This window comes from Streptomyces sp. URMC 126, from assembly GCF_051386555.1.
Lineage (GTDB): Bacteria > Actinomycetota > Actinomycetes > Streptomycetales > Streptomycetaceae > Streptomyces.
On sequence record NZ_JBPQTX010000150.1, the window covers coordinates 1 to 16454 of the forward strand.

Annotated in this window: 14 protein-coding genes; 7 read left to right on the top strand and 7 right to left on the bottom strand. The window is 71.1% G+C overall.

Going from position 1 to position 16454, the window contains the following annotated elements:
- Positions 1 to 401 precede the first annotated feature (401 nt).
- Positions 402 to 1610: a hypothetical protein gene (locus ACSNOK_RS19030; protein ID WP_436781913.1), complete on the top strand. Its 1209-nt coding sequence runs from the start codon at positions 402 to 404 to the stop codon at positions 1608 to 1610.
- A gap of 25 nt (positions 1611 to 1635) precedes the next feature.
- On the opposite strand, the gene ACSNOK_RS19035 is transcribed toward ACSNOK_RS19030, so the two are convergent.
- Positions 1636 to 2184, bottom strand: coding sequence for a YbjN domain-containing protein (locus ACSNOK_RS19035; protein WP_223766122.1), 549 nt, complete (start codon positions 2182 to 2184; stop codon positions 1636 to 1638).
- 223 nt (positions 2185 to 2407) lie between these two features.
- Entirely contained in the window at positions 2408 to 5035 is a 2628-nt protein-coding gene (clpB, locus tag ACSNOK_RS19040) for an ATP-dependent chaperone ClpB (RefSeq protein ID WP_436781925.1), read from the bottom strand.
- 193 nt (positions 5036 to 5228) lie between these two features.
- Between clpB and ACSNOK_RS19045 the strand changes: the two genes are divergently transcribed.
- From ACSNOK_RS19045 to ACSNOK_RS19055, 3 genes are all read left to right on the top strand, one after another.
- Positions 5229 to 5831, top strand: coding sequence for a Uma2 family endonuclease (locus ACSNOK_RS19045; RefSeq protein WP_436781914.1), 603 nt, complete (start codon positions 5229 to 5231; stop codon positions 5829 to 5831).
- 25 nt (positions 5832 to 5856) lie between these two features.
- A complete protein-coding gene (locus tag ACSNOK_RS19050) occupies positions 5857 to 6273 on the top strand; it encodes a pyridoxamine 5'-phosphate oxidase family protein (RefSeq protein ID WP_436781915.1) in 417 nt (138 codons plus the stop codon).
- A 90-nt stretch (positions 6274 to 6363) separates the two neighbouring features.
- Positions 6364 to 6879: a GNAT family N-acetyltransferase gene (locus ACSNOK_RS19055; protein ID WP_436781916.1), complete on the top strand. Its 516-nt coding sequence runs from the start codon at positions 6364 to 6366 to the stop codon at positions 6877 to 6879.
- Between the two features lie 26 nt (positions 6880 to 6905).
- On the opposite strand, the gene ACSNOK_RS19060 is transcribed toward ACSNOK_RS19055, so the two are convergent.
- From ACSNOK_RS19060 to dnaK, 5 genes are all read right to left on the bottom strand, one after another.
- Positions 6906 to 7907, bottom strand: coding sequence for an endonuclease domain-containing protein (locus ACSNOK_RS19060; protein WP_436781917.1), 1002 nt, complete (start codon positions 7905 to 7907; stop codon positions 6906 to 6908).
- 234 nt (positions 7908 to 8141) lie between these two features.
- Entirely contained in the window at positions 8142 to 8612 is a 471-nt protein-coding gene (locus ACSNOK_RS19065; protein ID WP_436781918.1) for a heat shock protein transcriptional repressor HspR, read from the bottom strand.
- Between the two features lie 5 nt (positions 8613 to 8617).
- Positions 8618 to 9787, bottom strand: a complete 1170-nt coding sequence (dnaJ, locus tag ACSNOK_RS19070) for a molecular chaperone DnaJ (protein WP_436781919.1) — start codon at positions 9785 to 9787, stop codon at positions 8618 to 8620.
- Between the two features lie 51 nt (positions 9788 to 9838).
- Entirely contained in the window at positions 9839 to 10474 is a 636-nt protein-coding gene (gene grpE / locus ACSNOK_RS19075; protein ID WP_436781920.1) for a nucleotide exchange factor GrpE, read from the bottom strand.
- On the bottom strand, positions 10471 to 12336 hold the full coding sequence (gene dnaK / locus ACSNOK_RS19080) for a molecular chaperone DnaK (RefSeq protein ID WP_436781921.1): 1866 nt from the start codon (positions 12334 to 12336) through the stop codon (positions 10471 to 10473). Before dnaK ends, grpE begins: the two co-directional genes overlap by 4 nt.
- Positions 12337 to 12610: 274 nt before the next feature.
- Between dnaK and ACSNOK_RS19085 the strand changes: the two genes are divergently transcribed.
- The 3 genes from ACSNOK_RS19085 to ACSNOK_RS19095 all read left to right on the top strand — a co-directional run bounded on the left by ACSNOK_RS19085 (position 12611) and on the right by ACSNOK_RS19095 (position 16171).
- The gene (locus ACSNOK_RS19085; RefSeq protein WP_436781922.1) at positions 12611 to 14881 is read left to right on the top strand and encodes a (Fe-S)-binding protein; all 2271 of its coding nucleotides are present in this window, start codon (positions 12611 to 12613) and stop codon (positions 14879 to 14881) included.
- Positions 14882 to 15047: 166 nt separating this feature from the next.
- On the top strand, positions 15048 to 15602 hold the full coding sequence (locus ACSNOK_RS19090) for a Uma2 family endonuclease (protein ID WP_436781923.1): 555 nt from the start codon (positions 15048 to 15050) through the stop codon (positions 15600 to 15602).
- Between the two features lie 53 nt (positions 15603 to 15655).
- On the top strand, positions 15656 to 16171 hold the full coding sequence (locus ACSNOK_RS19095; protein WP_436781924.1) for a MarR family winged helix-turn-helix transcriptional regulator: 516 nt from the start codon (positions 15656 to 15658) through the stop codon (positions 16169 to 16171).
- Positions 16172 to 16454: the final 283 nt, after the last annotated feature.

Consider the following 16454-nt stretch of genomic DNA (forward strand, 5'->3'; position numbering starts at 1 on the left):
CCCGGGCCCCGTTCCGTCCCCCGCCCGGCACCCCGCTCGGTGCCGTGCTCGGTGCCCCGCCGTGTTCCGCGCTCATCAACGCCCCTCCCGGTCGTCCTCCGGACTGTCCGTGACCCGGCCCACCCTAGGCCGACGCGAACACCCGTGCCCGGGCCCGCGGGCCGCCCGGAGCACTCCGACGCGCCGTCCCGGTGCGCCAGCCGGGTGGAAGCCGCGCCCCGTACGGGCGTGACGCATCGTGCGCACGAGGCCCCCGACGCATGGTCGGTATGCCGCACGTTCCGCACCGTCCGTACCGGCGCCGTCCCCGGCGCTCCGACCGGTCCCGCCGCCCGGCCCGTCCCCGCGGGGCCCGGCCGCACCGTCCCCGGCCGGCCGGGGAGGTGCCCCGAGGAGGTCCCGTGTCCGCCGACACCGCCGTGCCCGTCCGCGCCCCGGAACCGCGCCGCGCCCCAGCCGGCGGCGCGGCCCGGCGCGTGGACCGGGTGCGCGAGGCCCTGCGCCGCGCCCTGCCCGCGCTCGCGCTCTACGCCGCGGCCCGGCTGGCCGGCGTGGCCGTGATGGCCACCTGGGCCTGGTCGACCGGCCGGCATCCGCGCACTCTGCTCGGCCACTCCTGGGACGCGATCTGGTACGCGGGCATCGCCGAGGACGGTTACGGCCTGATCCTCCCGTCCCCCACCAGCCACTCGGTCATCTACAGCGATTACGCGTTCTTCCCGCTCTTCCCCGGCCTCGTGCACACGGTGACGGTGCTGACCCCGTTCTCGATCGTCTCCGCGCAGCTCGTCGTCGCCTGGACGGCCGCGGCCTGCGCGGCCTGGGGGATCTACGCGGTCGGCGAGCGCCTGTACGGGCGCCGGGCGGCCACCTGGCTGGTGCTCCTCTGGGGGCTGCTGCCGCACTCCATCGTGCAGACGATGGGCTACACCGAGTCCCTGATGACCGCCCTCGCCGCCTGGGCCCTCTACGCCGTCGTCACCCGCCGGCACGTCTGGGCGGGCGCCCTCGCGCTGGCCGCCGGGCTGTCCCGGCCCAACGCCATCGCCGTGGTCGCCGCCGTCGGCTGCGCCATGCTCGTCCTCCTGCGCCGCGAGCCGCGCTTCCGCGCCGACCGGCGGCTGTGGACCGGCCTCGCGCTCGCCCCGCTGGGCTGGGCCGGGTACGTGCTGTGGGCCGGGTACCGCTCGGGGTTCGGCCCGCTGGGCTACTTCACCGTCCAGCGGCGCTGGGGGTCGCGGTTCGACTTCGGCGCCGACGCGTTCCGCTTCGTCCGGCACCTGTTCACCGGCCGGGACGTGATGGCGTACTACGGTTCGCTGGCCGTCCTGGTCGTCGCGCTGGTCGCGCTGGCCTTCCTCCTGCCGGAGCGGCCGCCCGCCCCGCTGCTGGCGTACACCCTCGTCCTGTGTGTGATCGCCCTCGGCGGCTCCAGCTACTTCGCGTCCAAGCCGCGCTTCCTGCTGCCCGCCTTCCCGCTGCTGATCCCGCTGGCCCTGGGCATGACGAGAGCCCGGACGCGCACCGTCGTGGTGACGGTCGGCGCGCTGGCCGGGCTCTCGTTCGTATACGGGACCTACCTGGTGACGGCGGCCCGGCTGCCCATGTGAGGGCGCCCCTGGGGACTTCCGGGGATCAGGCCTCGGCGTCGGGCTTGTCGTCGCCGTCGCCGTCGCCGGACTCCAGGTCCTCCTCCAGGCCCAGCTGCTCCACCAGCCAGCGGTCGAACTCGACCGAGGCACGGACCCAGCTGACGGTGCTGGACACGAAGTGCTCCAGCGACACCCCGACGCCGATCAGCATCTGCGCCTCGCCGATGAGGCGGACCGTGCCGTCGTCGTTGGTGTGGGTGTAGACCTTCGGCCACAGGGTGCGGCGGTTCCAGTCGTCGATGACCTCGAGCAGCTTGCCCTTGTCGTCGATGCCGTGCGGCCGGTCGTAGAACGTCCGCACGGAGAAGACCTGCTGCTCCTCCTCACCGCGGAACATGAAGTACGTACGGAACTGCTCCCACGGAGCCGCGAGGTCACCCTCGTCGTCCACGAGGTACTTCAGCTCCATCTGCTCCAGGAGCTGCTTGACCAGGTCCTGGTCGGGGATGACGGGACCGGCCGGGCCCGTCTCTTCGGGCTGCGGCTCGGGCTGGCCCCCGAAATTCGGAATCGAGGACGGGTCGATGCTCACCGTGGATTTCCCTTCGTACGGTTGCGGCCATCCTCCCCCACACCAGCCCCTGCCCCGCAACCCCTGGCGCATGCGTCGCTCACCGACCACGCGCCAGGAGGTGCGGTCCCGGCCCGTTCGGCCCGATCCGCCCCGCTCCGACCCGCTCCGACCCGGTCTTCACCCCGGTCTTCGCTCTGGTCTTCGCTCTGGTCTTCGCACCGGGGCCGATCCGGCCCTGCCGTCAGCCCCGGCCGGCCGGCCGCACGGACAGCCCCTCCTCACCGGGGACCCGCTCGACGCGGACCGTGTCACCGTCCCGCACCTCGCCGGCGAGGATGGCGCGCGCCAGCCGGTCGCCGATCGCGGTCTGCACCAGCCGGCGCAGGGGCCGGGCGCCGTAGGTGAGGTCGGGCGCCTCCTCCGGGCCCTCGTGGCCGAGCGTGGCCAGCCAGCGCAGCGCGGACTCGTCCACGTCCAGAGCGAGCCGGCGGTCGGCGAGCCGACGCTGGAGCTGGTCGATCTGGATCCGGGCGATCCGCTCCAACTGGCCGGTGCCCAGCGGGTGGAAGACCACGATGTCGTCGAGCCGGTTGAGGAACTCCGGGCGGAAGGCGGTCCGGACCGTCTCCAGCACCTTCTCCCGCTTCTGCTCCTCCTTCAGCAACGGGTCGACCAGATAGGTCGAACCCAGGTTGGAGGTGAGGATGAGGATGGTGTTGCGGAAGTCGACCGTCCGTCCCTGGCCGTCGGTGAGCCGCCCGTCGTCCAGGACCTGCAGCAGGATGTCGAAGACCTCGTGGTGTGCCTTCTCCACCTCGTCCAGCAGCACCACGGTGTACGGCCGGCGGCGCACCGCCTCCGTCAGCTGACCGCCCTCCTCGTAGCCGACGTAGCCGGGAGGCGCGCCCACCAGCCGGGCGACCGAGTGCTTCTCGCCGTACTCGCTCATGTCGATGCGGACCATCGCCCGCTCGTCGTCGAAGAGGAAGTCCGCGAGCGCCTTGGCCAGCTCGGTCTTGCCGACGCCGGTCGGGCCGAGGAAGAGGAACGAGCCGGTGGGCCGGTCGGGGTCGGCGATCCCGGCGCGCGAGCGGCGCACCGCGTCGGAGACGGCCCGGACGGCCTCCTCCTGCCCGATCAGCCGCTTGCCCAGTTCCTCCTCCATACGCAGCAGCTTCTGCGTCTCGCCCTCCAGCAGGCGGCCGGCCGGGATGCCGGTCCAGGCGGCCACGACCTCGGCGATGTCGTCGGGGCCGACCTCCTCCTTGACCATGAGGTCGCGGGACGCCGCCTCCTGCTCGGCCTCGGCCTCGGCGGCCTCCTCCAGCTCCCGCTCGACGGCCGGGATCTCGCCGTAGAGCAGCTTGGACGCGGTGTCGAAGTCGCCGTCGCGCTGGGCGCGTTCGGCCTGCCCGCGCAGGTCGTCGAGGCGTTCCTTCAGCTCACCGACGCGGTTGAGGGACTGCTTCTCCTTCTCCCAGCGCGCGGTGAGCCCGCGCAGCTCCTCCTCCTTGTCGGCGAGGTCGCGGCGGAGCTTGTCCAGCCGCTCCTTGCTCGCCTCGTCGGTCTCGTTGCGGAGCGCCAGCTCCTCCATCTTGAGCCGGTCCACGGACCGCTGGAGCTCGTCGATCTCCAGCGGCGAGGAGTCGATCTCCATCCGGAGCCGGGAGGCGGCCTCGTCGACCAGGTCGATCGCCTTGTCCGGCAGGAACCGGGAGGTGATGTAGCGGTCGGAGAGCGTCGCGGCGGCGACCAGCGCGGCGTCGGCGATCTGCACCTTGTGGTGCGCCTCGTAGCGGCCCTTGAGCCCGCGCAGGATCGCGATGGAGTCCTCCACGGACGGCTCGGCGACCAGCACCTGCTGGAAGCGCCGCTCCAGCGCCGGGTCCTTCTCGATCCGCTCCCGGTACTCGTCCAGCGTCGTCGCGCCCACCATGCGGAGCTCGCCGCGGGCCAGCATCGGCTTGAGCATGTTGCCCGCGTCCATCGCCGAGTCCCCGCCGGCGCCCGCGCCGACGACGGTGTGCAGCTCGTCGATGAAGGTGATGATCCGGCCCTCGCTGGCCTTGATCTCGGCCAGGACGGTCTTCAGCCGCTCCTCGAACTCACCGCGGTACTTGGCACCGGCCACCATCGCGCCGAGGTCGAGCGAGACCAGCCGCTTGTCCTTCAGCGACTCCGGGACGTCGCCCTTCACTATCCGCTGCGCCAGCCCCTCCACGACGGCCGTCTTGCCGACGCCCGGCTCGCCGATGAGGACGGGGTTGTTCTTGGTGCGGCGGGAGAGGACCTGCACCACGCGGCGGATCTCGTGGTCCCGCCCGATGACCGGGTCGAGCTTCCCGTCCCGCGCGGCGGCGGTGAAGTCCGTGCCGAACTTCTCCAGCGCCTTGTACGTGCCCTCGGGGTCGGCGGTCGTCACCCGCTGCCCGCCGCGCGCCTTCTCGAACGCGTCGAGCAGCCGCTTGGCGGAGGCCCGCTGCTGCTCCAGCAGCTCGGCGATCCGGCCGCCCTTGGCGGCGAGCCCGATCAGCAGGTGCTCGGTGGAGATGTACTCGTCCCCCAGGTCACGGGCCCGCTCCCCGGCGTCCACCAGCACGGCCTGCAGCTCCCGGGTGGGCTGCGGCGGCGCCACGGTCGACCCCTGCACACTCGGCAGCCCGGCCAGCACCCGCTCGGCCCCACCGCGCAGCACCGCGGCGTCCGCCTCCACGGCGGCCAGCAGGTCGAGCAGGTTCTCGTTCTCCTGCCCGGCCAGCAGGGCCAGCAGCAGGTGGGCGGGGGTCATATCGGCATGCCCGGCCGACACGGCCCGCTCATGGGCGGCGCTCAGCGCCTCACGGCTCTTGTTGGTCAGCTCGGCATCCACGACGGGGAGCTCCTCCTCGGGTTCGCTACTTCGTCCTGCTTCCATCAACGTGCGATAAGTTGAGTCTATTCCACTCAACCCTTGCCTCGGTAGTCCGCCCGGACTCTCCCCCTTGCGAGTGAACCGGTACGACGAACGGCCCGCCACCGGTGGCCGTCCGGGATGCTGGCGCTCGGTCGACGGGAGGTGAGGCATGACGGCCCCGGCACAAGGGACGCAAGACGGACGAGACGCGGGGCCGACGACGCCGGAAGAGGCCTTCCTGGAGTACTTCCTCGCCATGGAGCCCCCCGAGGGGTTCCGTGCGGAGCTCGTCGAGGGGAGCATCGTCGTGCCAGCGGCACCGGACGGCGACCATGAGGACGCCGTCGAGCTGATCGTCGCCCAGGTCTACGACCGGTCGAAGGCGCGCATGCAGTTCTCGGGCAACAAGGGTCTGAGGCTGCCGTCCGGCGGCTCCCGTCCGGAGAACCACGTCTTCCCTGATGCCACCTTCGCCCCTCGCGAGAAGCGCCTCTTCCGCGGCGCGCCGACCTGGATGCTCCCCGACGGCGTGGCACTGGTGGCCGAGGTGACCGGAGACACGTCGCCGTGCGACCGCGTCACCAAGCGCCACTGCTACGCCCGCGCCGGCATCCCCCTCTACCTCCTCGTGGACCGCGACGACAGCACGGTGACCCTCTTCGCCGAGCCGGCGCGGGAGGACTACGCGGAGACGCACAGTGTCCCCTTCGGCAAGTCGCTCCCCCTCCCCGCTCCCTTCGACTTCGAACTCGACACCACCGACTTCCTCTGACCCCCGGCCCACTACCCTGGCGGCCATGGCCTACGACCTCCGCGACCTGCCGGACGCCTACGTCGCGTTCTGGCGCGAGCGCCACTTCCCGACCCTCACCACCCTCCGCCCCAACGGCACCCCGCACGTCGTGCCCGTGGGCGCCACCTTCGACCCGGAGGCGCGCATAGCCCGGGTGATCACCCGCAAGCAGAGCGTCAAGGTCGCCAACGTCCTCGCCGCCGGCCCGGACGGCCTCCGCGTCGCGCTCTGCCAGGTCGCCCCGGGCGGGCAATGGGCCACCCTGGAAGGCACGGCCGTCGTCCGCACGGAGCCGGACGCCGTCGCCGACGCCGTCGCCCGGTACGCCGAGCGCTACGAGCGAACCCCGGAACCGAACCCCGACCGCGTACTGATCGAGATCGCCGTCAGCCGGGCGATGGGCTCCCAGCGCATCTCCTGAGGAGCCACAACCCCCTTGCCGTCGTACGGAGTTGCCGACCGCTCGAAATCGCCGCCACACCCCGTCGGCCCGCGATTTAGGATGCCCCGCATGGTTCCCGTGCACTGCGAGCCCGTCACCGCCGACACCTATGAGGCGGTGATAGCCCTCGACGTCCTGCCCGGTCAGCGCGACTACGTCGCCCCGAACGTCCGGTCCCTCGCGGACGCGTGGGCTCATCCGACAGCGGAGCCCCTGGCCGTCCGCCAGGGTTCCGAACTGATCGGTTTCGCTCTCCTCAGGCCGGCGGATGACACCCCGGGGACCGTCACGCTCTGCCGGTACATGATCGACCACCGCTTCCAGGGGCGCCGGCTCGGCCACGCCGGGCTCGCCGCCGTCCTCGACCGCGTCCGCGCGGCAGGTCACACCCGCGTCCGGCTGAGCGTCGTGCCGGGCAACCACGTCGCCTTCCGCCTCTACCGCGCGGCGGGCTTCGGCGAGACGGGCGACCTGGAGGACGGAGAGATCGTCCTGACCCTGGATCTCAGCCGGGACGCCACTGCGCGACCCGGACGAGGCACCGTCCTGCGGCCCGGGCCGGGCACCGCTCCGGCGCCCGAGTAACCGCCGCACCCGGCCGCCCCACCGCCTCACGAAGCCGGCCCCCATCCCGCACTCACCCCGCTCCCCACGCTCTCCGCACTCCCGGCGCCCTCCAGGGCCCGCCGGAGCGTCCGGACCATCGTCACCGGCCGGAGGAAGACGTCGTCGGCCGTGAACCGCAGGACCCGCCGTACCTCGGGGCAGCGCACCAGCTCGTTGTAACGGGCGATGTCCCGCTGGTGCCGCGCCCGGTCGCCGTGCCAGGCGTACCCCTCGATCTCCACCACCAGGCCCTGCCCCCGGAAGAAGAAGTCCGGATACACCCGGCGCCCGCCGGGGAGGACCAGCTCGGCCTGCGGTTCCGGGTAGAGGCCCGCGTCGTTCATCCGCAGCCGGGCGATCGTCTCCGCCGGGGAGCCCGCCCGCTCGTCGGCGAGAGCGAGCCAGCCCTGCGCACGCCGCCACCCGCGCATCCCCGCGCCGTCCCGCACCGCGTCCCGAACGGCGTCGAGGACGGTCAGCGGACCGCGCGACCCTCCCTCGCCATCAGGGCGACGGCCGACCGCGGACTCCACCGCCACCAGCGCGTCGTCCCGGGGGCCGGCCCATAAGAGGTCGGCCAGGGTGCGCGGCACCGTCGTCACCGCCAGTCCGTCCCGGTGCGTCACCTCGTCCGGCCGGAGCCGCAGCCGGTGCAATGTGCCCTGCCCGCCGGGCAGGCTTCTCCCGCCCGGCCCCGTGAACTCCGGCCCCGCCGCCCGCCGTTCGATGCCGTGCACCACCGCCGCCGCCCAGTGGCTGACCACCAGCTCCGGGCGGGCCAGCTGATGTGCCCACAACCGCTCCAGCAGTCCCGGCGTCCGCCCCGGCTCGGCGAACACTCCCGGGCCCACGGCCCGCCAGCCGTCCCTCCGCAGCCGGCTCCGCAAGCCGGACCGCGACCAGCCCAGCCGCTCCGCCTGCGACAGCGCCACGACACCACCCTGCGCGCCCGCCAACGCGACCACCCCCGCCCACTTCCGTGACTCTCCGCGCTTTTTCACACTCATGCTCACTGAGTGTGACGGAGTGATGGCGCGGCTGCCATGCCTGTGGAAAACCCCCTGTGGAGAAACGTTTGCCCCGCCCCGGCCGCAGCACCCCGGCAGACACGACGAAGCAGATACGGCCAAGCGGATATGACCAAGCGGACACGGCAAAGAGGCCCACCCCCCTCACGGGCGGCAGGCCTCTCAGGTCCGAACCGGAACGGAAACGCGGGATCCGGGATCCGGGATCCGGGATCAGCGGTCCCGCTTCGGCGGGTGCCAGACGACCAACGCGCTCGTCTGCTGCATCTCCTGGTACGGAACCAGATCCCGCCGGTACGAGGCGTGCACCGCCGCCTCGCGCTGCCGCATCGCGGCGGCGGCGCCGTCGACGACCGCCTGGAGCTCGGCGACCCGCGCCGACAGCGCGGCCACCTGGTTCTCCAGCTCGATGATGCGCTTGATGCCGGCCAGGTTGATGCCCTCGTCCTGCGACAACTGCTGCACCTGACGGAGCAGCTGGATGTCGCGGGCCGAGTAGCGGCGGCCGCGCCCGGCCGTGCGGTCGGGCGAGACCAGGCCGAGGCGGTCGTACTGGCGCAGGGTCTGCGGGTGCAGGCCCGAGAGCTGAGCCGCGACCGAGATGACGTACACGGGCGACTCATCGGTCAGCTCGTACGGCTGAGCGGGTTCGAAGCGCCGACGGGTGCGGCCGTCGCCGTTCATCACGGTCACTCTCCCTTCGCCGCCCGGAACAGCTCCGCGCGCGGGTCCTCACCCGCCGTGGCGTCGCGGAAGGTCTCCAGGGCGTCCCTGGCCTTGTCGTCGAGATCCTTGGGAACCACGACCTCCACGGTGACCAGCAGGTCGCCGCGGGTGCCGTCCTTGCGGAGCGCTCCCTTGCCACGAGCCCGCATGGTGCGCCCGTTGGGCGTGCCCGGCGGGATCCGCAGGGTGACCGGCGGCCCGCCGAGGGTGGGCACCTTCACCTCGCCGCCGAGCGCCGCCTCCGGGAAGGTGACGGGCACGGTGACGGTGAGGTTGTCGCCCTTGCGGCCGAAGACCGGGTGCTCGCCGACGTGCACCACGACGTACAGGTCGCCGTTGGGCCCGCCGCGCTCGCCCGGCGCCCCCTTGCCGCGCAGCCGGATCCGCTGGCCGTCGGAGACGCCCGCCGGGATCCGTACCTGCATGGTGCGGGAGGACGTGGCCCGGCCACTGCCCTTGCAGACGTCACAGGGGTTCTCGGGGATCAGCCCGCGGCCCTTGCAGTCCGGGCAGGGGTCGGTGAGCGAGAAGCCGCCGCCGGTGCCGCGCGACACCTGGCCGGTGCCCACACAAGTCGGGCAGACCCGCGGGGTGCCGGCCTTGTCGCCGGTGCCGGAGCACGCCTTGCAGGCCGCCGAGGAGGACATCCGGAGCGGGACCGTGGCCCCGTCCACCGCCTCGGTGAAGCTGAGCGTCACCTCGGACTCGATGTCCTGGCCGCGGCGCGGCTGGGTGCGCGTGGTGCCGCCGCCCCGGTTGAAGAGGCCGCCGAAGACGTCGCCCAGCCCGCCGCCGAAGCCGCCGGCCCCCGCCCCGCCCTGGGCGCCCCCGAAGAGGTCGCCCAGGTCGAAGTTGAAGGAACCGCCGGCGCCGGGGCCGGCCCGGAAGCCGCCGTTGCCGAACAGCGCCCGGGCGTCGTCGTACTCCTTGCGGCGCTTGGGATCGGCGAGGACGTCGTACGCCTCGGAGATCTCCTTGAACCGCTCCTCGGCCGAGGCGTCGCCCTTGTTGGCGTCCGGGTGGAACTCACGGGCGAGCTTCCGGTACGCCTTCTTGATGTCGGCCTCGGCCGCGTCCTTGGGCACGCCGAGGACCTTGTAGTAGTCCTTCTCCACGAAGTCCTTGGTGCTCATCCCCGGCGTCCCTCCTCCCGGTGCGTGCGGTCAGTGCCGTGCGTCATCGCGTCAGCCCTCGTCCGGGCCACCGCTCTCCTCGTCCGACTCGCCCTCGCCCTTGCCCTGGGCGCCCGGCTGCGGCTCGGCGACCGCGACCCGCGCGGGGCGGATCGTGCGCTCGCCGATGCGATACCCCGGCTGCAGGATCTGCACGCACGTCGTCTCGGTGACGTCCGGCGCGTAGCTGTGCATCAGGGCTTCGTGGATCAGCGGGTCGAAGGGCTCGCCCTCCTTGCCGAACTGCTGGAGGCCCATCTTCGCCACGACCGTCTCCAGGGACTCGGCGACGGACTTGAAGCCGCCGACGAGCTCGCCGTGGTCACGGGCGCGGCCGATGTCGTCGAGCGTGGGGAGCAGTTCGGACAGGAGGTTCGCCACGGCGACCTCCTTGACCTGCACCCGGTCGCGCTCGACGCGCCGGCGGTAGTTCTGGTACTCCGCCTGGAGCCGCTGGAGGTCCGCGGTGCGCTCGTTGAGCGCGGCCTGCGCCTGGTCCAGCTGCGCCTGGAGGCCTACCTCGACCAGCTCCTCCCCGGCCGGGGCCGGGCCCGCCTTGTCGGCGGGACCGGCGCCCTTCTCGTCGGCCGAGTCGTCGGAGGGAGTGCCTTCAGGCTTTTCGTCGAAGCCCGGGGTCTCCTCCGTCACGCCGACGCACCGCCCTTCGGCTTGTCCTCGTCCACGATCTCGGCGTCGACGACGTCGTCGTCGGCCTTGGCCTGCTGGCCCGCACCGGCGGCACCGGCACCGGCGGCACCCTCGGCGCCCGCGGCACCCTGGGCGTCGGCGTACAGGGCCTGGCCGAGCTTCTGGCTGACGGCGGCGACCTTCTCGGACGCGGTGCGGATCTCCGCGGTGTCCTCACCCTTGAGCTTGTCCTTCAGCTCGGTGACGGCGGTCTCGACCTCGGTCTTGACGTCGCCGGGGACCTTCTCCGCGTTGTCCTTGAGGAACTTCTCCGTCTGGTAGACGAGCTGCTCGGCCTGGTTGCGGGTCTCGGCGGCCTCGCGGCGCTTGTGGTCCTCCTCCGCGTACTTCTCGGCCTCCTCGCGCATCCGGTCGACCTCGTCCTTCGGCAGCGAGGAGCCGCCGGTGACGGTCATCTTCTGCTCCTTGCCGGTGCCGAGGTCCTTCGCGGCCACGTGCATGATGCCGTTGGCGTCGATGTCGAAGGTGACCTCGATCTGCGGGACGCCGCGCGGCGCCGGGGGCAGACCGGTCAGCTCGAACATGCCGAGCTTCTTGTTGTACGCCGCGATCTCGCGCTCGCCCTGGTAGACCTGGATCTGCACGGACGGCTGGTTGTCCTCGGCCGTCGTGAAGATCTCGGAGCGCTTGGTCGGGATCGTGGTGTTGCGCTCGATCAGCTTGGTCATGATGCCGCCCTTGGTCTCGATGCCGAGGGACAGCGGGGTGACGTCGAGCAGCAGGACGTCCTTGACCTCGCCCTTGAGGACACCGGCCTGGAGCGAGGCGCCGATGGCGACGACCTCGTCCGGGTTGACGCCCTTGTTGGCCTCACGGCCGCCGGTCAGCTCCTTGACGAGCTCGGCGACGGCGGGCATACGGGTGGAGCCACCGACGAGGACCACGTGGTCGATCTCGGAGAGGGCGATGCCCGCGTCCTTGATGACGTTGTGGAACGGGGTCTTGCAGCGCTCCAGCAGGTCCGCGGTGAGCTGCTGGAACTGGGCGCGGGTGAGCTTCTCGTCCAGGTGCAGCGGGCCCTCGGCGGAGGCCGTGATGTAGGGCAGATTGATCGTCGTCTCGGTGGACGAGGACAGCTCGATCTTGGCCTTCTCGGCGGCCTCGCGGAGGCGCTGGAGGGCCATCTTGTCCTTGGACAGGTCGACGCCGTGACCGTTCTGGAACTGCTTGACCAGGTAGTCGACGACGCGCTGGTCCCAGTCGTCACCACCGAGGTGGTTGTCACCGTTGGTGGCCTTCACCTCGACGACGCCGTCGCCGATCTCCAGCAGGGACACGTCGAAGGTGCCGCCACCGAGGTCGAAGACGAGAATGGTCTGGTCGTCCTTGTCGAGACCGTAGGCCAGGGCGGCCGCGGTGGGCTCGTTGACGATGCGCAGGACGTTGAGGCCCGCGATCTCACCGGCCTCCTTGGTGGCCTGACGCTCGGAGTCGTTGAAGTACGCCGGGACGGTGATGACCGCGTCCGTGACCTTCTCGCCCAGGTACGCCTCGGCGTCCCGCTTCAGCTTCTGCAGGATGAAGGCGGAGATCTGCTGGGGGTTGAAGTCCTTGCCGTCCAGGTTGATCTTCCAGTCGGTGCCCATGTGGCGCTTGACCGACCGGATGGTCCTGTCGACGTTGGTCACGGCCTGGCGCTTGGCGACCTCACCGACCAGGACCTCGCCGTTCTTCGCGAAGGCGACGACGGACGGCGTGGTCCTGGCGCCCTCGGCGTTGGTGATGACGGTGGGCTCACCGCCTTCGAGAACACTGACGACGGAGTTCGTCGTACCCAGGTCGATGCCGACCGCACGTGCCATGTCGATTCCTCCAGCTGACTTGAGTGGAACAGACTCAAGGGTGCAACACGGATGGCGGACTGTCAACGGAGCTGAGTCGGGCCGACTCAACTCTTATGCGGGGCTTATCCGCAAGACGGCTCCCGGCGCGGAAGTCGTACGGACCGGAGAAGGCCCGCGCGACGCAGATCACCGGCGCTGCGGGTATATCGCGGGCGCGAGAGTGAGTAGTCTCGTACGGACTGGATAAGTTACCGAGTAGTAATCCCGCTCTCGCAGGCCCGAGGAGCCTTCCATGCAACTCGCCGCGATCATTGTGTCGCTGGTCCTCATCGCGGTCGGTGTCGCGCTGTTCGGCCGTGCCATCCTGCAGATCTACCGCTTCGTACGGATCGGCCAGCCCGTCCCCGCCGGCACGCGCACCGACGATCCGGCCGGCCGCACGGTCACGGTGGTCAAGGAGTTCCTCGGCCACACCCGGATGAACAAGTGGGGCGTCGTCGGCGTCGCGCACTGGTTCGTGGCGGTGGGCTTCTTCTCCCTGCTGCTGACGATCGTCAACGCCATCGGCCAGCTCTTCCAGGCCGACTGGCTCCTGCCGGTCATCGGCGACTGGGCGCCGTACAACGTCTTCGTCGAGTTCCTCGGCACGATGACCGCGCTCGGCATCCTGACGCTGATCGTCATCCGGCAGCTGAACCGGCCGGACAAGCCGGGCCGCAAGTCCCGCTTCGCCGGCTCCAACACCGGCCAGGCGTACTTCGTCGAGTCCGTCATCCTCATCGTCGGCGTCTGCATCTTCATGCTGCACGCGCTGGAGGGCGCCCAGCACCACGTGGACGGCTACGAGGCGTCGTTCTTCATCTCGTACCCGGTCGTCTCGTGGCTGGAGGGGATGGACGTCTCCACGCTCCAGAACCTCACCTACTTCTTCGCGGGCCTGAAGATCGCGACGTCCTTCATCTGGATGATCACGGTCTCCCTGAAGACGGACATGGGCGTCGCCTGGCACCGCTTCCTGGCCTTCCCGAACATCTGGTTCAAGCGTGAGGCGAGCGGCGACGTCGCCCTGGGCGCGCTGCAGCCGATGACCAGCGGCGGCAAGCCGATCGACTTCGAGGACCCGGGCGAGGACGACGTCTTCGGCGTCTCCAAGGTCGAGGAGTTCTCCTGGAAGGGCATCCTCGACTTCTCCACCTGCACCGAGTGCGGCCGCTGCCAGTCGCAGTGCCCCGCCTGGAACACCGGCAAGCCGCTCTCCCCGAAGCTGCTGATCATGTCGCTGCGCGACCACGCGCACGCCAAGGCGCCGTACCTGCTCGCGGGCGGCGGCAAGACCGCGGAGGGCGAGGAGAAGGCCACCGAGGAGCAGTTGAAGGACGTCCCGGCCGCCGCCCTGGCCGAGGCCGAGCGCCCGCTGATCGGGACGCTGGAGGAGAACGGCGTCATCGACCCGGACGTCCTGTGGTCCTGCACCACCTGCGGTGCCTGCGTGGAGCAGTGCCCGGTGGACATCGAGCACGTCGACCACATCGTCGACATGCGCCGCTACCAGGTGATGATCGAGTCCTCGTTCCCGTCCGAGGCGGGCACGATGCTCAAGAACCTGGAGAAGAAGGGCAACCCCTGGGGTCTCGCCAAGAAGCAGCGCCTGGCGTGGACCAAGGAGGTCGACTTCGAGGTCCCGGTCGTCGGCAAGGACATCGAGGACCTCACCGAGGTCGACTACCTCTACTGGGTCGGCTGCGCCGGCGCCCTGGAGGACCGCGCCAAGAAGACCACCAAGGCGTTCGCGGAACTGCTGCACATGGCGGGCGTGAAGTTCGCCATCATGGGCGGCGACGAAGCGTGCACCGGTGACTCGGCGCGCCGGCTGGGCAACGAGTTCCTCTTCCAGCAGCTCGGCCAGCAGAACGTCGAGATGCTGAACATGGCGTTCGGCGAGGACGCCGAAGAGGGCGTCAAGGTCGAGAAGTCGAAGAAGAAGATCGTCGCGACCTGCCCGCACTGCTTCAACACCATCGCCAACGAGTACCCGCAGCTCGGCGGCGAGTACGAGGTCATCCACCACACGCAGCTGCTCCAGCACCTCGTGGACGAGGGGAAGCTCGTCCCGGTCACCCCGGTCGAGGGCCTGATCACCTACCACGACCCGTGCTACCTCGGCCGCCACAACAAGGTCTACACGCCGCCGCGCGAGATCATCGCCAAGGTGCCGGGCCTGCGGAACGAGGAGATGCACCGCCACAAGGAGCGCGGCTTCTGCTGCGGCGCCGGCGGCGCGCGCATGTGGATGGAGGAGCGTATCGGCAAGCGCATCAACAACGAGCGCGTGGACGAGGCGCTGTCCCTCAACCCGGACATCGTCTCCACCGCCTGCCCCTTCTGTCTCGTCATGCTGACCGACTCGGTCAACGGGAAGAAGAACGACGGCAAGGCGAAGGAGTCCATCCAGGTCGTGGACGTCGCCCAGCTGCTGCTGGAGTCGGTGAAGACGCCGGTGGAGCCGGAGGGCGACGGCGAGACGGCCGCCGCACCGGAGCCGGACCCGGAACCGGTGAAGTAGCGCCACTCGTGCGGTGACGACGGCCGGGCCCCGCGGATCTCGCGGGCCCGGCCGTCGTCGTTCTCGGGCCCGGCCGTCGTCGCTCCGGGGGACCGGCCGTTGTCACAGGTGCGTGGGACGATGACACCGTCAGCGCTCGCAGCACGCACTCGGCAGGAGCCGAATCATGGATTACGCACGGATGCGCGCCATCGCGGACGAGTTGTCCGCCCTGCCCGACGCGGGCAAGGTCGAGATCTCGGACGGCACCATCGTCATGATGATGAGCCCCTCCGGCACGCATGAACTCGTTGCCATGCGGTTGCGGCGGCAGCTCGACCGACAGCTTCCGGACGACCTCGTCGCCCACACCGGCGGGGATGTGGAGGATCCGGAACTCGGCATCCTCCGCCGACCGGACCTGGTCGTCCTCCCGGAGCCTGCGATGGACACACCCGGGCCTTTCCACCCCAGGGATCTGGAAGTCGCCGCGGAGATCGTCTCGCCGTCCAACCACGCGAACGACTACGCCCAGAAGGCGCGCGACTATCCCGCCCTCGGCATCCCCCTGTACCTCCTGGTCGACCCTCGCAAGGGCACGGTCACCGTCATGTCCGACCCCGGTCCGGGGACCGACGGGCAGCGGTGCTACCGCGGTCGGCACGACTACGTATTCGGCGACAAGGTGCCCGTGGGTGAATGGACCGTCGATACCTCCGAGTTCCCGCGGTACCACTCGTAGGGGATGACTTGGTCCTTGATCTCAACCGTGGTCGAGGTCCTAGCGTCATCCGCATGACGCACCGGCCCACCTTCGTGACCTCCGCCGACCCGGACACCCCCGACGACTTCGCCGCCCTCGCCGCGCAGCCCATCGGCTACTGGAGCGGTGTGGCCCACGACGCCGTCATCCGGCACATCCGGGACGGGATGGCGGGCGTCGACATCACCCAGCCGCAGTGGTGGATCCTCAACCAGGTGACGGGTGCCGGCCCCGCCGGACGGAGCCGGGCCGAGCTGGTCGAGCGCCTCGGCGGCACCATCGGCGTCGAGCCGGACGAGATCGGCCGGGCGGCCGACAGCCTGCTCGCCCGCGGCTGGCTGACGGCCGGCGGCGAGGGTGACGGAGGTGGCCAGGGCGCGCTGCGGCTGACGGACGCCGGGCGGGCCGCCAAGGCCCGTACCAAGGAACTGGTCGACCGGATGCGGACGGAGATCCACGAGGGCATCACGGACGAGGAGTACGTGGGGGCGCTGCGGATGCTCCGCCGGATGATCGACAACGTCGCGGCGGCACGCGGCGCGGTCTAGTCCGGGAAGGGGGCGGGCCGGTCCCCCGTCAGCCTGTCGCTTCCGCTCCCGAAACGTTCCAGCGCCATCCGAGTACGCGTACTCAGGACACGGCCACCCCAAGCAGGAACACTCGTTCCCATGACCGTTCACCCACGCCTCCGCCGCCTCACGCCGCCCCTGGCGGCCCTGCTCTGCGCGGTCGGCGCCCTCACCGCGTGCGGCACCGAGAGCGCCGACGACGCGGCGGGCGCGCCCTCACCGCCGGTCTCGTCGCCGGGAGCGCCCCCGGCCGCTCCCGGCG